Below are 12,593 nucleotides of genomic sequence, written 5' to 3'. Positions count from 1 at the left end.
GCCGAGGAGCCACGCGGGACCGGCCGGTCCGCGCCCCAGGGATTCAGCCGGTCCAGAACTCCCACCATCGAGTGAGCACGAGCATGCCGATGATCCCGGTCCACACGATCGGCGGCAGCCAGCCGAACTCCCGCAGGCCGTCCCGCAGACCGGCCGGCACGGGCAGCATCCGGTGCCCGACGGTGTGCCGGGTCACCCGGCAGAACAGCACGATCGTGGCGACCCACGCGAGACAGCACCACAGGCAGAGGGCGCCGATCCGGTACAGCGACTGGAACTGCAGCCAGGTACAGAAGGCGACCCCGAAGAGGGCTCCCCCGTTCAGCGCGAGCCAGAACCAGCGCCGGTACCGGGCCCCCGCCAGCAGCCCGGCGCCGACCGCGATCACCACGGCGTACGAGACGAGCCCCAGCATCGGGTTCGGGAAGCCGAAGACGGCCGCCTGCTCGCTCTTCATGATGCTGCCGCACGACACCACCGGGTTGAGGCTGCACCCCGGGGTGAAGCCCGGGTCCTCCAGCAGCCGGAACTTGTCGAGCGTGATGACCCAGGAGGCGAGCAGTCCCGCCGCGCCCGTGACCACGAGCATCAGGGCGAAGCCCCGGCTCGCGCCCACCTCGGTCGCGGGGGCGTCGTCCGGCGCCCTCACGGGGCGCGGGACGCGCGTCTTGGCTCGTGTCCCCATGTCTCTCCAGACTCCCTCTCCGGACGGTTCCGTCCGGCCGATTCCCCGGCCCTCCGTCACCTGGGCCGATGCGCACACGCAGTAATCGCCACCCCGCTCGACACGACGGATCGTCAGATCCGGACTAGCGTCGCGGGTGACCCCAACCCCCTGTGAACAGGAGGCCACCGTGAAGCTGACGCTTCCTCACCCGGCGGCGGCCGCCGCCGTGGGCACCGGAATACGATTCAGGCTCGCCGGGGCAGCCCGGGCGGACGCGCACCGCGCGCCCTCCCGCCCGGCGAGCGGTGTCCGGCAGCTCTGACCAGCAAGGTGTGAACAGGCCCGGCCGGCGGTCGTACCGCCGTCAGCCGGGCCTCTTGCTGCCCGGTGACCGCTCAGCCCCGCAGCTGACGGACCGGCAGCAGACAGTGGGCCGCCGTCGACAGCACCGCCTCGTCGCCGACGAACGCCCGCAACCCGTCCTCCGTGACGGGGCTCCCGGGCGCGGCGTCCGGCCACGGCCGCGTCGCGAAGATGACGTACACGTGCCCCCGGTCCCGGACGGCCGCCAGCCACTCCGGCGGCACCGTGCACTGCGCGCTGAGGTGAGGCATCGTCAGGACGGCCTGCCCCGCCTCCACCAGCAGCGTGAGGGGTAGCCCGGCGGACTCGGCGGCGTCCACGTACTCGGCCCCGACCGGCAGGCCCACGTCCTCGAGCAGCTGCCGGGTCGCGGCCTCGGTCCCCTCCGGCCCGGCGTCACCGTCCCCGAGCGCGTAGGCCAGCAGGAAGGGCATGTCGCGCTCGTCGTCGGGGTGCTCGCCGCTCCAGGCGATGACGACGAGGGTGCCCAGTCGGGCCGGGCGGAAGGCGCGTACGGCGCCGGGGGTTGAGGTCACCTTCGGGACCATAGCGACTTACCGGAACCCTCCGGGCGCCCATGTCACACGCCCGGGGGAGCCCTCCGCCCGATTAGCCCGAAGGGGTCGCACTCGCTCATCCGTACGCAGACCCGCGGCCCCGAGGGACGGGGCGAAGCCCGGACGCGCACAGGCCCGGCGGAACCTTCCGCCGGGCCCGCGGGAACCGTGCCGGGCTTCGTCAGGCACCCAGGGGTAGTCCGCCGAGGAGCTGCTGCGGGGCGGCCGCCTTGCTCTTGTTCAGGTCGTCGGCGGTGTTCTGGACCGTGTTCAGCAGCGAGCCGTGCTGCTCCGTGTCCAGGGTCCTGTCGGCGACGGGCTCCACGGCGCCCGTGGTCTCGCTCGCGACCGTGTCCAGCGCGCCGTTCAGACTGGTCGGAGCGAGCTCGGAAGCGGCGAAAGCCGGGGCCGCGGCACCCGCGGCGACCAGCGAACCGGCGACGACCGCAGCGACCTTCATGGGCTTCATCAGTGAATCTCTCCTTCGGCGACGCGTGTCGCGCGCACAAGTGGCGGACGCTTCAGGCACATTGCGGATGCCTGGCATGCCCTGTCGTGCTGTTCCGGGCGGTTACGTGTTCTGTAACGACCGGTCACCCGGCCCGGAAACCCCGAAGGCCGCGGATTCTCGCAGCCCCACCCGAATGAAGCTCCCCGTTCGGATCGTCCTATCGGATCCTCCCGCCGGTCTCACGGACGGAAAAGGGGCCGTCCGGACGCCCCGGACGCGCACGGCACGAGAAGAGCCGCCCTCCCCGCCGCGGCGGGAAGGGCGGCCCGAAGCGCCCGTACAGGCGAATCAGTCGTTGACGCAGGCGTTGCCGAAGGCCGGGTTCAGCAGACCGACCACGTCGACGGTGTTGCCGCAGGCGTTGACCGGCACGTGGACCGGGAGCTGGACGACGTTGCCGGAGAGCACGCCCGGCGAGTTCGCCGCTGCGGCCTCCGCGCCGCTGTCAGCGGCGGCGATGCCGGTGGAACCCGCAACAGCGGCGGCGGCGAGGGTGGACAGGACGAAAGCCTTCGCGGTACGCGACATGGAGAAGCACTCCTTGGTCAAGATGTTCAGTGGCCGTGCGTGACTGCCCGGTCCGAATGGTTCAACGGCAGCGAGGTCTGCCAGGTTGTGCGGCCGAAGGAGTGAACAACCGGTCGGCGCACAGGGATACGGGCGTCCGGCGGCGCGGGCCGCCGGACGCCGGCACGCGTCAGTCGTTGGCGCAGACGTTGCCGAAGGCCGGGTTCAGCAGACCGACGACGTCGACGGTGTTGCCGCAGACGCCCACCGGGACGTGGACCGGAACCTGGGCCACGTTGCCGGACGCGACGCCGGGCGAGCCCTCGGCGGCACCGGCCGCGCCGCTGTCCGCGACGGCCATGCCCGCTCCGCCCATGATCAGGGCGACGCCCGTGCCCGCAAACACGACCGACTTCGCGATTCGCTTCATCATTTCTTCCTTCCGGGGGTTTCCGATGCGGCGCAAGCAACAACGAGGGCACCCGAAGTCCGGACACGGAGGAACGCCAAAAGGATTAATCCGTACACCGACCGTCCTGCTCGGACACGGAAAGAGCGGTCCGGCGCCGGAATGGAATAGGGCTAGAGTCACCTCTCGCACCGGCTCCGCAAAGAGCGCACGAAGCTGCCCCCCACCGGCCCGCTCATGTGAATAGCCTTGGATATGAACCGGAATCGACGATCCGCGCAGCATGCTGAGTTCCGGCAGCAGCCGGATCACCTTCCGATGCCCCGCGCACCGGAATTCCCTCCCGTGCCTGCGGCCGGCGGAGGATCCGACGGGCACCGGCGCACCGCCTCCCACCCGCCGGCCGGACGCACGCACCCGCGTCCGGTCCGGCCCGCCGTGCTGCACGTCGTCCAGCAGACCGACGGCGGGATGGCCCGGGTGGTCCTGGACCTGGTGGCCCATCAGATCCGCGGAGGAACCCCGGTCGCGGTGGCCTGCCCGGTCGGGGGCGTGCTCGCGGACGCCGTGCACGCGCTCGGCGCCGGCGTCCACCGGTGGCGCGCGGGAAGGTCGGCCGGCCCGTTGCTGGCCCGGGAGGTGGGGCAGCTCGCCAGGATCGTGGCGGCCGCGGGCCCGCAGCTCGTGCACGCCCACGGTCCCAAGGCGGGGCTGGCCGCCCGGCTCGCCCTGCGCGGACGCGTCCCCACCGTCTTCCAGCCGCACGGATGGCCCTTCGGGGCGGCCGGGGGCGTCCTCGCGGGTCCGGCCCGGCGCTGGGAGCGGTACGGGGCCCGCTGGGCGGACCGGATCGTCTGCGTCAGCGAGACGGAGCGGCGCAAGGGCCAGGCGGCCGGCGTCGAGGCGGCGTGGACGGTCGTGCCCAACGGGGTGGACACCGAGCGGTTCCGGCCCGCCGCGGAGGGAGCGGGGCGGAACCTTCCGTCGCTGGTCGCCGACCTGCCCGGGTCCGCACCGCTCGTGGTGTGCGTCGGTCGGCTGTGCCGCCAGAAGGGCCAGGACGTGCTGCTCGCGGCGTGGGATCAGGTGCTGCGCAGACTGCCGAACGCCCGGCTCGTCCTGGTCGGGGACGGGCCCGGGGCCGACGCCCTGCGCGCGTCCGCCCCCGTCTCCGTCAGGTTCGCGGGCGACGAACCGGACTCCGCACCCTGGTACCGGGCCGCGGACCTGGTCGTCGTGCCCTCCCGCTGGGAGAGCATGGCCCTGACACCGCTGGAGGCGATGGCCTGCGGCCGCCCGGTCGTGGTCACGGACGTCGCGGGGACGCGCGAGAGCCTGCCCCCGGGGCACGCGCTGTTCTGCACGACGCCCCCGCAGGATCCGTACGCCCTGGCCACGGCGGTCGGCGACCTCCTGCTCAACGGCCCGCTGCGCAGGACGCTCGGCCGCCAGGGCCGCCAGCACGTCCTCGCCACCCACGACGTACGGCACAGCGCGTCAGCGATCTCGGACGTCTACCGCGAGGTGTCGGCCGCCCGGCCCACGGGCGCCGGCCCGGCGGCCGGCTGACGACGGCGTCGCGCACACCGCGCCCCATGACCGGGCGCGCCCCCTTCCGGGAGGCGGCGCGCCTGAAGACGGTCGTCCGACGCGCCGTGGGCGTACCGGCCCCGCGAAGGGCCCCGCTCCGACGCGGCGAGCCGGGCACGCCCCGAGCACGATCACCCGACCCGCCGGCGAGGGTCCTCACGGCACTACGGCATCCGCATCGCCCTGCGCCGGCCCTGCGGCAGCCACCCGCCGGGCACGATCACCGCGGACCCGACGGGGAGCGGCCCGACCGCACGCCGACGGCCGCAACTCCCGCACCCGCTCCCCGCACGGTCCGTCCGGGACCGTCTCCGCCCGGCGCGATGTCCGCACGGCGTCCCTCCCTGGCCGGGCCGGGAAACGGCTCCGGCCGGGAGAGTCCGATGAGGTGACTCTCCCGGCCGGGGTTCTCACGGGAAGCGCGGCACTCAGCGACGCGCGGCAGCCGTCCCGCGGCGGTACAGCAGGGCGCCGCCGGCCAGCAGGCCGACCGCGGCGGCACCGGCCGCCAGGGTTCCGGCGTTGCCGCCGGTCTGGGCCAGCTGGTCCGTGGTCGAGGAGTCGACGACCCGGTCGTCGACCGGGGTGTCCACCACGGGGACCAGAACCTCCGGCACCTCGGGAACCTCGGGAACCTCGGGCACCTCCGGGATCTCGGGGGTGATCGGGGTCTCGGGCGTCTCCGGAGTCTCCGGCGTGACCGGGGTCTCGGGCGTGACCGGAGTCTCGGGAGTCTCCGGCGTCACCGGGGTTTCCGGGGTCTCCGGGGTCTCCGGGGTCTCCGGCGTCAGCGGCGTCTCGGCCGTGCCGTTGCCGCAGTTGTTGCCGCCGGCCGGGTTCAGGGCGCCGATGACGTCGACGGTGTTCCCGCAGGCGTTGACCGGGACGTCCACCGGAACCTGGACGACGTTGCCGGAGGCGACGCCCGGGGAGCCCACCGCGGCGCCCTCCGCGGAGGCGCCCTCGGCACCGGCCGCGCCCTCGTCGGAGGCGTTGACGCAGGCGTTGCCGAACGCGGGGTTGAGCACCCCGACGACGTTCAGGGAATTGCCGCAGACATTGACCGGCACGTGCACGGGGGCCTGGACGTTGTTGCCCGACAGCACGCCGGGCGAGTTCGCGGCCTCGGCGTCGGCCTGGGAGTCGGCGCTGGCGTACACACTGGTCAAGGACAGAATCCCGGTGGCCGCCGCGGCCGTCAGAATTCCCTTGCTGATGACCTGTCGCATGTTGTTGTTCTTCCCGCTTTCGCTTCGCGAGCCGATCCCGGGGCGGTGCCGCAGGGCACGCCCCAGGACCGGCGGAAAACGACCCTTCAGGGCTGTATGCGAGGACTGAATGTCAGTCGTTCACACAGAGGTTGCCGAACGCAGGGTTCAGCACGGCAATGAGATTGACGGAGTTGCCGCAGACATTCACCGGAACGTGCACGGGAATCTGGATGACGTTCCCGGAAAGCACCCCCGGCGAGCCGGCAGCGACACCGGTCGCCCCGGAGTCCGCGAGCGCCGGCGCGGCCATTCCCATGGCCATTACCAGTCCCGCCAGCACCGTCGTGGTCTTTCTGAACTTCATATCGGATTTCCTTCTGTTCGGCGGTCGGGTGAGTGCCGCGGACATGCACGGGCAATGCCACGACGCCCTACCAACGAGCCGTGCCGAACGAAGAAACCCTTCTGCGGTCCGGGACTCCGCACAATTCACTCGGATGCCCGGACTGCCGACCCCGAAAACGGGCCGGAACGGGAACTCAGCCGTTGCCCTCGCCGTTGCCCGAGAGCACCGGAATGTCGGACAGGATGTGCGACAGGGCCTCGTCGCCCTTGGCCTGTGTCGAGTTCTCCGTGCACTGCTGGGCCTGCGGGCTCGACAGGACGTTGAGGTCCTGGACGCCGACCGGCACCAGACCCACGAGCGAACCGGCGTTGGCCTTGGCGGGCAGACCGATGCAGGGCTTGTTCAGCGAACCCTGGACCAGGGCGAGCTGCGGGCTCTGGGCGCCGTAGGTGGCCGAGTTGCCGAACACCTGCGAGGCACCGACGCCACTGGCGGACGTCGTACCGGTGTCGTCGCCGATGGCAAGGGCCTGGGGGGCGGCGGCGGCCGAGGCACCGATTACGGAGGCCGTGACCGCAGCCGCAGCCATAACCTTCTTGATCATCACTTGCTTGCCTTTCTGCAGGAACACTCCAGCTCGTCTGCGCACCGACTCAAACTGAACGGCGGACGTTTGGTTGCGGGACTTCACCCGAACAGCCGTCATGGCGCGCCCGTCGTGAGGCGGCTCCGAAGACGGCCGGCGGATGGGGGACATGCCCGGCCGGGAGGCCGTCGGGCCGTCGTCGGCAACCGCCCTTTGGAGTGAAGCGGAAGAACCAACTCCGCAAGCCCGAGTTGGTCAGGAGGCTCCGGAGCCGGGGTCTTCCGTACCCCTCGGAAAGCCGGGGTCTTCCGTACCGCTCGAAACCCCGGTACGCCGGGAACCCAAGAACCCAGGAAAGGGATCTCTCGTGCTCAAGAAGGCTATGGCGGCTGCTGCCGTCACCGCGTCAGTCGTCGGCGTCTCGGCCGCGGCGGCGCCGCAGGCCCTGGCCGTCGGCAATGACACGGGCACCACGTCGGCCAGCGGCGTCGGCGCGTCGCAGGTGTTCGGCAACTCGGCCACCTACGGCAACATGAGCCCGCAGATGGCACTCGTCCAGGGTTCGCTGAACAAGCCCTGCATCGGTCTGCCCGCCAAGCTGAACGCCGGTTCGCTCGTGGGTCTGGTGCCGGTCGGCGTCCAGGACCTCAACGTCCTGTCGAGCCCGCAGTCCCAGCAGTGCACGGAGAACTCGACGCAGGCCAAGGGCGACGAGGCCCTGTCGCACATCCTGTCCGACATTCCGGTGCTCTCGGCCAACGGTCAGGGCAACGGCTGACCGTCGTTCTCTACTTCCGGGCCGGGCGGCCGCGGTTCTCCGCGGCGGCCCGGCCCGTTCACGTCCCCGCCGCCCACTCGCCCGGGGAGCCGGTGCCGGGCCGGGCTCCGTGCCCGCGCCTCGCCGTCCGCGTCAGCCCGTGGGAGCGACGCGCTGCGGCTCACCAGCGCGGCCAGGACCAGGAGACGAGGTCCGACCACTCGCGGTCCTGGACTCCGGGCACGGTCCTCCCCTGGGCATACCAACTGGCCATGAGGGACGCGTAGATGGGCTCCACCGAGCGGTCCGCGACCGGCCGGGCCGCCGGACTGACCCGGTCCACCGGCTCCCTCGCGCGTTCCGGTTCCCTGCGGCTCGCCGGAATCAGCCCCTGCCGTTCCCAACGGCCCTTGTGCTCCGCCATGCCCCCAATATCCCGTACAGCCCGGGCTCATTGGTGCGAAAGAACCGAACGTCCCGAACAGCACCCTCCGCGCTCCGCTGATCGGGTTACAGGCCGCAACCGGGTCCCGGAGGGCGGGGTTGATCACTGCGTCACTCACCTGGAGCGCGTATCCCGGCGCCCCGCACCATCGCGAACCTCCCCGAAGGGAATCACCATGAAGAAGCTGTGGGCAGCAGCAGCCGTGACCGCGTCCGTGGCCGGAGTCTCGCTGACCGCCGCCCCGCACGCGCTGGCCATCGGCGACGACGGCGGCACCACGTCGCTGAGCGGGAACGACGCCGCGCAGACCTACGGCAACTCGGCCACCTACGGCGCCCAGAGCCCGCAGCTCAGCGCCGTCCAGGGTTCACTGAACAAGCTGTGCGTGGGGCTGCCCGCCAAGGCCAACGCCGGTTCGCTCGTGGGTCTGGTGCCGGTCAGCGCTCAGGACCTCAACGTCCTGTCGAACCCGCAGGACCAGCAGTGCGCCGAGGCCTCGACGCAGGCCAAGGGCGACGAGCCGCTGTCGCACGTCCTGGACGACGTCCCGGTGCTCTCCGGCAACGGCGTCAACAACCACTGACCCGTCCACCACGGGTCAGGGCCCAGGGGCCCGGCTCGGCGGACCGCTTTCCGCGGGCAGGCCGGGCCGGGCCCCTGCGCGTCGGATCCCGGCGGCTCCCGGATCCGCGCCCGTACACCCCGTGCGTCAGCGGCGCTTCACGGCACGCAGGACCACGAACTTCGGATTGCTCGCGACGGTCTCGCAGTTGCCGAAGATCCGGCGCAGCTTGACGTGGTAGCCGAGGTGCCGGTTGCCGACCACCCACAGCTCGCCGCCGGGGCGCAGGGCCCTGCGGGCACCGGTGAACATACGCCACGAGGTGCTGTCGGTCAGCGCCCGGTGGGTGTGGAAGGGCGGGTTGTTCAGTACGAGGTCGACGGACTCGCGTTCCGTGCCGGCCAGCGCGTCGCCGGCCTCGAAGACCGCCTTGGCGGACGGTCCGGCGTTCGCCCGGAAGGTCGCCTCGGCCGAGGCGACGGCCTGGAACGACTCGTCCGTGAACACCACCTCGGCCTCCGGGTTCGCGACGGCCACCGCCGTACCGACCACGCCGTTGCCGCAGCCCAGGTCGACGACGCGCAGCGGACCGCGGCGGTCGGGGAGGTGCTCGAGGAAGAAGCGGGTGCCGATGTCCAGACGGTCCGCGCAGAAGATGCCCGCGTGGTTGGTCACCGGGCGTCCCGACATCACGCCGACGCCGGCCGGCAGCGCGTAGCTGTGGGGCCAGGGGCCTTCCGGGACGGCCGCCGGTCCGATGCGGTCCGGGGCGGGAGCGCAGTGGATGAGCCGGGCCTTCCTGACCGCCAACGACGTACGGGTGGGGCCGACGATCCGCTCGAAGAGCTTCAGCGTGGAGGTGTGGATCTCCGTGACCATCCCGGTGCCGACGACGAGCGTGCCGGCGGTCAGCCGGGGGGCGAGCCGCTGGAGCTGGTCCTCCAGCAGCGCGAGGCTCTTGGGGACGCGGACCAGCAGGACGTCGACCCGGTCCGGCGGGGTGTCCCGGGTCGTCAGCAGCCGTACGCCGTCGGCCTCGGCGGCGGTGCGGTTGCGGGCGAGGTTGGCACGGGTCGCCTGCTGGGTCAGGTAGGAGTCGCTGATCTGCACGGGCCGGTGCGCGGCGAGCGCCGTGACCAGCGCCCCCCAGCGGTCGCCCACGGCCACGACGGTCCCGCCGAGGGTCTCGCCCTCCAGATGGCGCAGCAGGTACTCGTCCGAGGCGTCCCAGGCGCGGAGCTGGTCACGGGGGTCCTCGGGGAAGCGGGTGAGCCCGAGGTCGCCCCACGGCGTGGTGAAGAGGTTCATCGTGCTCCCAGGCTACGCGGCCGCCTTCCGCAGCTCCGCGGCGCCGAAGGAGACGTCGAAGCGGTCGCACCAGACGGTGACGCTGGTCAGGCGGTTCAGATCGGCGCCGGCGGGCAGCGCGTAGTTCTGGTCGCCCTTGTTGCCCTTCAGCCTGCCGAGACTGAGGTACTCCCCGTCGTCGAAGACGTGCCAGCCGTCCCTGCCCTCCTTCACCGGCGCGTCGGTGAGCCACACGCGCAGATCGGGGCCGCTGCTGGTGTCCAGGTCCTCGATCCGGAGGAGGCGGGAGCCGTCCGCGAGCCGGACGATCTTCACGCTGCCGGTCGTGGCGTGCTCATGGCTGATGAAGCTCCCCGTGGCCAGCACCTCCGGCGCGGACGCGGCCGGCGGTGCCGTGTCCGCCGACGCCCCCGGCCCGTCCGGTGAGGCGGGGGCGGCCGTGGGCAACTCCTCACGCACGGTCTCGTCCACCCAGAGCTTCCAGGGCTGGAACCAGTACAGCCCGACGACGGCCACCACCGCGACCACCACCAGTCCCACGATCACGAGGGGTCTGCGCACCACCGATGTCCTCATGCCTCCATTGAAACCGCGCGGGACGGCGGAGGGGCCGTTCCGGGTGGTGACGGAAGTCTTACGGCCGCCGTCCGCCCCGGCGTTCGAGCCGGGTGACCACGCCGGCGTGGAAGCGGTCGACGGCCTGGTCGACGCTGCGGATGAAGCCGGACTCCGCGTTGCCGCGGGTGTTGCCCATGCTCTTGAACAGCGAGAGCCGGAACCCGGTGATCTGCGCGTCGTCCCGGGGGAGGATGTCGCCCGGCTCCGGGCGCAGGCGTTCCAGGGTGCCGCGCGGCCCTCCCGCCGAGCCGTCGGTCAGCGTCTCGACATGGAGGTCGGCGGGCGCCTCGGCCAGTTGCCGCACGAGCCGCTTCGCCCACGTCAGCGGGTACCCCTGCTCGGGTGCCGGGATCTCGATGGACGTGCGGAGCTTCCCGGTCCGCAGATCCGCGGTGATCGCCATGATGCCGGGAGTCCCCTCGATGCGCAGTTCCGCGGTGAGCCGGCCGTCCGTGCAGAGGTCGTCGGCGAGTCCCGCACGGCGGGACTCGGGGTCCGTGCCGCGCTTCGCGCGCTGCACGGGGAGGACCTTCTGGCCGAGTTCGCCGCCGAGCCGGAGGCAGACCTGCCGGATCAGCCTCTCCCAGTTCTCGACGACCTCGACGGCGCGCCGGTCGCCCTGGCAGAGGGTCTCCTCGTCGATGCCCCGCCGTACGGGGACCCAGGCGGGCCCCATGTTCTGGAAGCCGTGGCAACCGGAGTTCTCGTGCTGGAGGTAGTGCAGCAGCTCCTGGAGGAGCCAGGCGTGGGCGGCGTTGCCCACGCCTTCGTGCCGGATCAGCATCTGCGCCTGGTGGGCGACCTCGGCCCAGGAGAGGTGCCACAGCGCGACCTTGTTCCTGCGGCGGCCGTCGATCTTCACGTCGACGAGGGGCCTGCCCTCCAGGGCCACGTCGTTCGTGAGTGTGATCACGGCCTCGTAGCCGCGACGGGCGGCGATGTCGACGTAGTCCTGAACCTGTTCGGGCTTCAGGGCGTTGCCGTTGGTCTTCGTCTCGACGAGCGCCGTCCACAGCTTGCCCGCACGCTCCACCCGGATCACCCCGTCCGGCCTCCTCGGTGTGTCGCCGTGCGGCAGCGAGACCTCCGTGAACGTCTCCGCCCGCCCGGCGGGTGCGCCGAAGCCGGCCGTGAGCCGCCGGCCGAACTCCGGGATCTGGGACATCACCGACAACAGGACGGACGTGGCGCGCATCTCGCGCTCGCGGTCGCTCTTCAGCACGGACACGGGGAACAGCCGAGCGGTCCTCCAGGAGTCGTTCTCGGCGAGGGACTTCCTCGCCGCCTTCGGCAGGGTGACCTTCTTCCTGACCGTGCGGGGCCGGGGTACCGAGGGTCTGCCGACGGCGGTCTCCGGTGCCGGTTCCCCGGTCCGGGGCGGGGTCGTGTCCGGGGCGGGCTCGTGCGCCGAGGGTGCCGGCGCTGCCTCCGTGGGCTCGCCCCGGTCGTCGTCCGGTGCCGTGTCGTCCTCGATCGCGATCCCGAAGTCGGTGGCGAGCCCGGCGAGTCCGGAGGCGTACCCCTGTCCGACGGCACGGAACTTCCAGCTCTCGCCTCGCCGGTAGAGCTCCCCGAATATGAGCGCGCTCACGTCGCCGGCGTCCGGGACGGCGTAGCTCAGCAGTCGTTCCCCGGTGCGGTCGGCGAGGGTGAGCCGCAGCCCGTCGAGTTCGCTGAACCGGGCGCCCTCGTAGCGGCTCGCGGTCACCACGATCCGGTCGACGTCCCCGGGGATCGCGGCCAGATCGAGCGTGATGCGGTCCTCGTCGCCCTCCTCGGCCGGGATCTTGCCCAGCAACTGGACGGAACCGTCCGCGGCCGTGGGGTTGTTGTAGAAGAAGAAGTCCGCGTCGCTGCGGACCTTGCCGTCCGCCCCGAGCAGCAGCACCGACACGTCGGCGTCGCCGTCACCGGCCGGGCTGCTCCACCTGAGGCTGACGACGACCGCATGGGCCCCGTCGCCGGGATCGGCCAGATCGATGTTGGCGCCGCTGACCATCTCACGCATGAGGCCCCCCTGATGCACGGCTGCTTCCGGCTCGCCGGGCAGCCCGAAAGACACACGGGGTGACCCACCTCACACCCCGGTACGTGACTGAACCCTAGCGTTCCGTACAGGGAGTTCGGGGTGTCCCAGACAAAAACGGAAGCACTCC

15 protein-coding genes are annotated in these 12,593 nt (G+C 72.0%); 3 read left to right on the top strand and 12 right to left on the bottom strand.

Annotation, left to right across the window (positions count from 1 at the left end; translation table 11 throughout):
• Positions 1 to 43 precede the first annotated feature (43 nt).
• The 5 genes from QRN89_RS18385 to QRN89_RS18365 all read right to left on the bottom strand — a co-directional run bounded on the left by QRN89_RS18385 (position 44) and on the right by QRN89_RS18365 (position 3,035).
• Entirely contained in the window at positions 44 to 589 is a 546-nt protein-coding gene (locus tag QRN89_RS18385; RefSeq protein WP_290353762.1) for a vitamin K epoxide reductase family protein, read from the bottom strand.
• A 473-nt stretch (positions 590 to 1,062) separates the two neighbouring features.
• Complete coding sequence (locus tag QRN89_RS18380; RefSeq protein ID WP_290350510.1) at positions 1,063 to 1,566, bottom strand: DUF5949 family protein; 504 nt, start codon at positions 1,564 to 1,566, stop codon at positions 1,063 to 1,065.
• Between the two features lie 202 nt (positions 1,567 to 1,768).
• Positions 1,769 to 2,056 (bottom strand): hypothetical protein, encoded by a 288-nt coding sequence (locus tag QRN89_RS18375; RefSeq protein ID WP_290350509.1) that lies wholly within the window; start codon positions 2,054 to 2,056, stop codon positions 1,769 to 1,771.
• 330 nt (positions 2,057 to 2,386) lie between these two features.
• Complete coding sequence (locus tag QRN89_RS18370) at positions 2,387 to 2,626, bottom strand: chaplin (protein WP_093653752.1); 240 nt, start codon at positions 2,624 to 2,626, stop codon at positions 2,387 to 2,389.
• Between the two features lie 169 nt (positions 2,627 to 2,795).
• Entirely contained in the window at positions 2,796 to 3,035 is a 240-nt protein-coding gene (locus QRN89_RS18365) for a chaplin (protein WP_093653916.1), read from the bottom strand.
• A 450-nt stretch (positions 3,036 to 3,485) separates the two neighbouring features.
• On the opposite strand from QRN89_RS18365, the gene QRN89_RS18360 reads away from it, so the two are divergent.
• A complete protein-coding gene (locus QRN89_RS18360; RefSeq protein ID WP_290353761.1) occupies positions 3,486 to 4,583 on the top strand; it encodes a glycosyltransferase family 4 protein in 1,098 nt (365 codons plus the stop codon).
• Between the two features lie 449 nt (positions 4,584 to 5,032).
• Here the strand turns inward: QRN89_RS18360 and QRN89_RS18355 are convergent, their stop codons facing one another.
• The 3 genes from QRN89_RS18355 to QRN89_RS18345 all read right to left on the bottom strand — a co-directional run bounded on the left by QRN89_RS18355 (position 5,033) and on the right by QRN89_RS18345 (position 6,765).
• Positions 5,033 to 5,833 (bottom strand): chaplin, encoded by an 801-nt coding sequence (locus QRN89_RS18355; RefSeq protein ID WP_290350508.1) that lies wholly within the window; start codon positions 5,831 to 5,833, stop codon positions 5,033 to 5,035.
• A gap of 112 nt (positions 5,834 to 5,945) precedes the next feature.
• A complete protein-coding gene (locus QRN89_RS18350) occupies positions 5,946 to 6,179 on the bottom strand; it encodes a chaplin (protein WP_290350507.1) in 234 nt (77 codons plus the stop codon).
• A 175-nt stretch (positions 6,180 to 6,354) separates the two neighbouring features.
• A complete protein-coding gene (locus QRN89_RS18345; RefSeq protein ID WP_290350506.1) occupies positions 6,355 to 6,765 on the bottom strand; it encodes a rodlin in 411 nt (136 codons plus the stop codon).
• A 349-nt stretch (positions 6,766 to 7,114) separates the two neighbouring features.
• On the opposite strand from QRN89_RS18345, the gene QRN89_RS18340 reads away from it, so the two are divergent.
• Positions 7,115 to 7,525 carry a rodlin gene (locus tag QRN89_RS18340; RefSeq protein WP_290350505.1) on the top strand — a complete coding sequence of 137 codons (411 nt, stop codon included), beginning with the start codon at positions 7,115 to 7,117 and terminating at the stop codon, positions 7,523 to 7,525.
• A gap of 160 nt (positions 7,526 to 7,685) precedes the next feature.
• Here QRN89_RS18340 and QRN89_RS18335 read toward each other — a convergent pair whose 3' ends face one another.
• On the bottom strand, positions 7,686 to 7,928 hold the full coding sequence (locus QRN89_RS18335) for a hypothetical protein (RefSeq protein WP_290350504.1): 243 nt from the start codon (positions 7,926 to 7,928) through the stop codon (positions 7,686 to 7,688).
• A 196-nt stretch (positions 7,929 to 8,124) separates the two neighbouring features.
• Here QRN89_RS18335 and QRN89_RS18330 point away from each other — a divergent pair, with 196 nt between their 5' ends.
• The gene (locus QRN89_RS18330; protein WP_290350503.1) at positions 8,125 to 8,532 is read left to right on the top strand and encodes a rodlin; all 408 of its coding nucleotides are present in this window, start codon (positions 8,125 to 8,127) and stop codon (positions 8,530 to 8,532) included.
• Positions 8,533 to 8,658: 126 nt separating this feature from the next.
• Here the strand turns inward: QRN89_RS18330 and QRN89_RS18325 are convergent, their stop codons facing one another.
• Genes QRN89_RS18325 through QRN89_RS18315 form a run of 3 tightly spaced genes read right to left on the bottom strand, consistent with a single transcriptional unit; the run spans position 8,659 to position 12,445 of the window.
• Entirely contained in the window at positions 8,659 to 9,819 is a 1,161-nt protein-coding gene (locus QRN89_RS18325) for a methyltransferase (protein ID WP_290350502.1), read from the bottom strand.
• A gap of 12 nt (positions 9,820 to 9,831) precedes the next feature.
• The gene (locus tag QRN89_RS18320; protein ID WP_290350501.1) at positions 9,832 to 10,395 is read right to left on the bottom strand and encodes a DM13 domain-containing protein; all 564 of its coding nucleotides are present in this window, start codon (positions 10,393 to 10,395) and stop codon (positions 9,832 to 9,834) included.
• A 58-nt stretch (positions 10,396 to 10,453) separates the two neighbouring features.
• Positions 10,454 to 12,445 (bottom strand): TerD family protein, encoded by a 1,992-nt coding sequence (locus QRN89_RS18315; protein ID WP_290350500.1) that lies wholly within the window; start codon positions 12,443 to 12,445, stop codon positions 10,454 to 10,456.
• Between the last annotated feature and the right edge of the window lie 148 nt (positions 12,446 to 12,593).

This window comes from Streptomyces sp. HUAS CB01 (genome assembly GCF_030406905.1).
Taxonomy (GTDB): Bacteria; Actinomycetota; Actinomycetes; order Streptomycetales; family Streptomycetaceae; genus Streptomyces; species Streptomyces chengbuensis.
The sequence above is the reverse complement of the archived record's forward strand: the minus strand, read 5'-3'. Positions and strand labels throughout refer to the sequence as shown.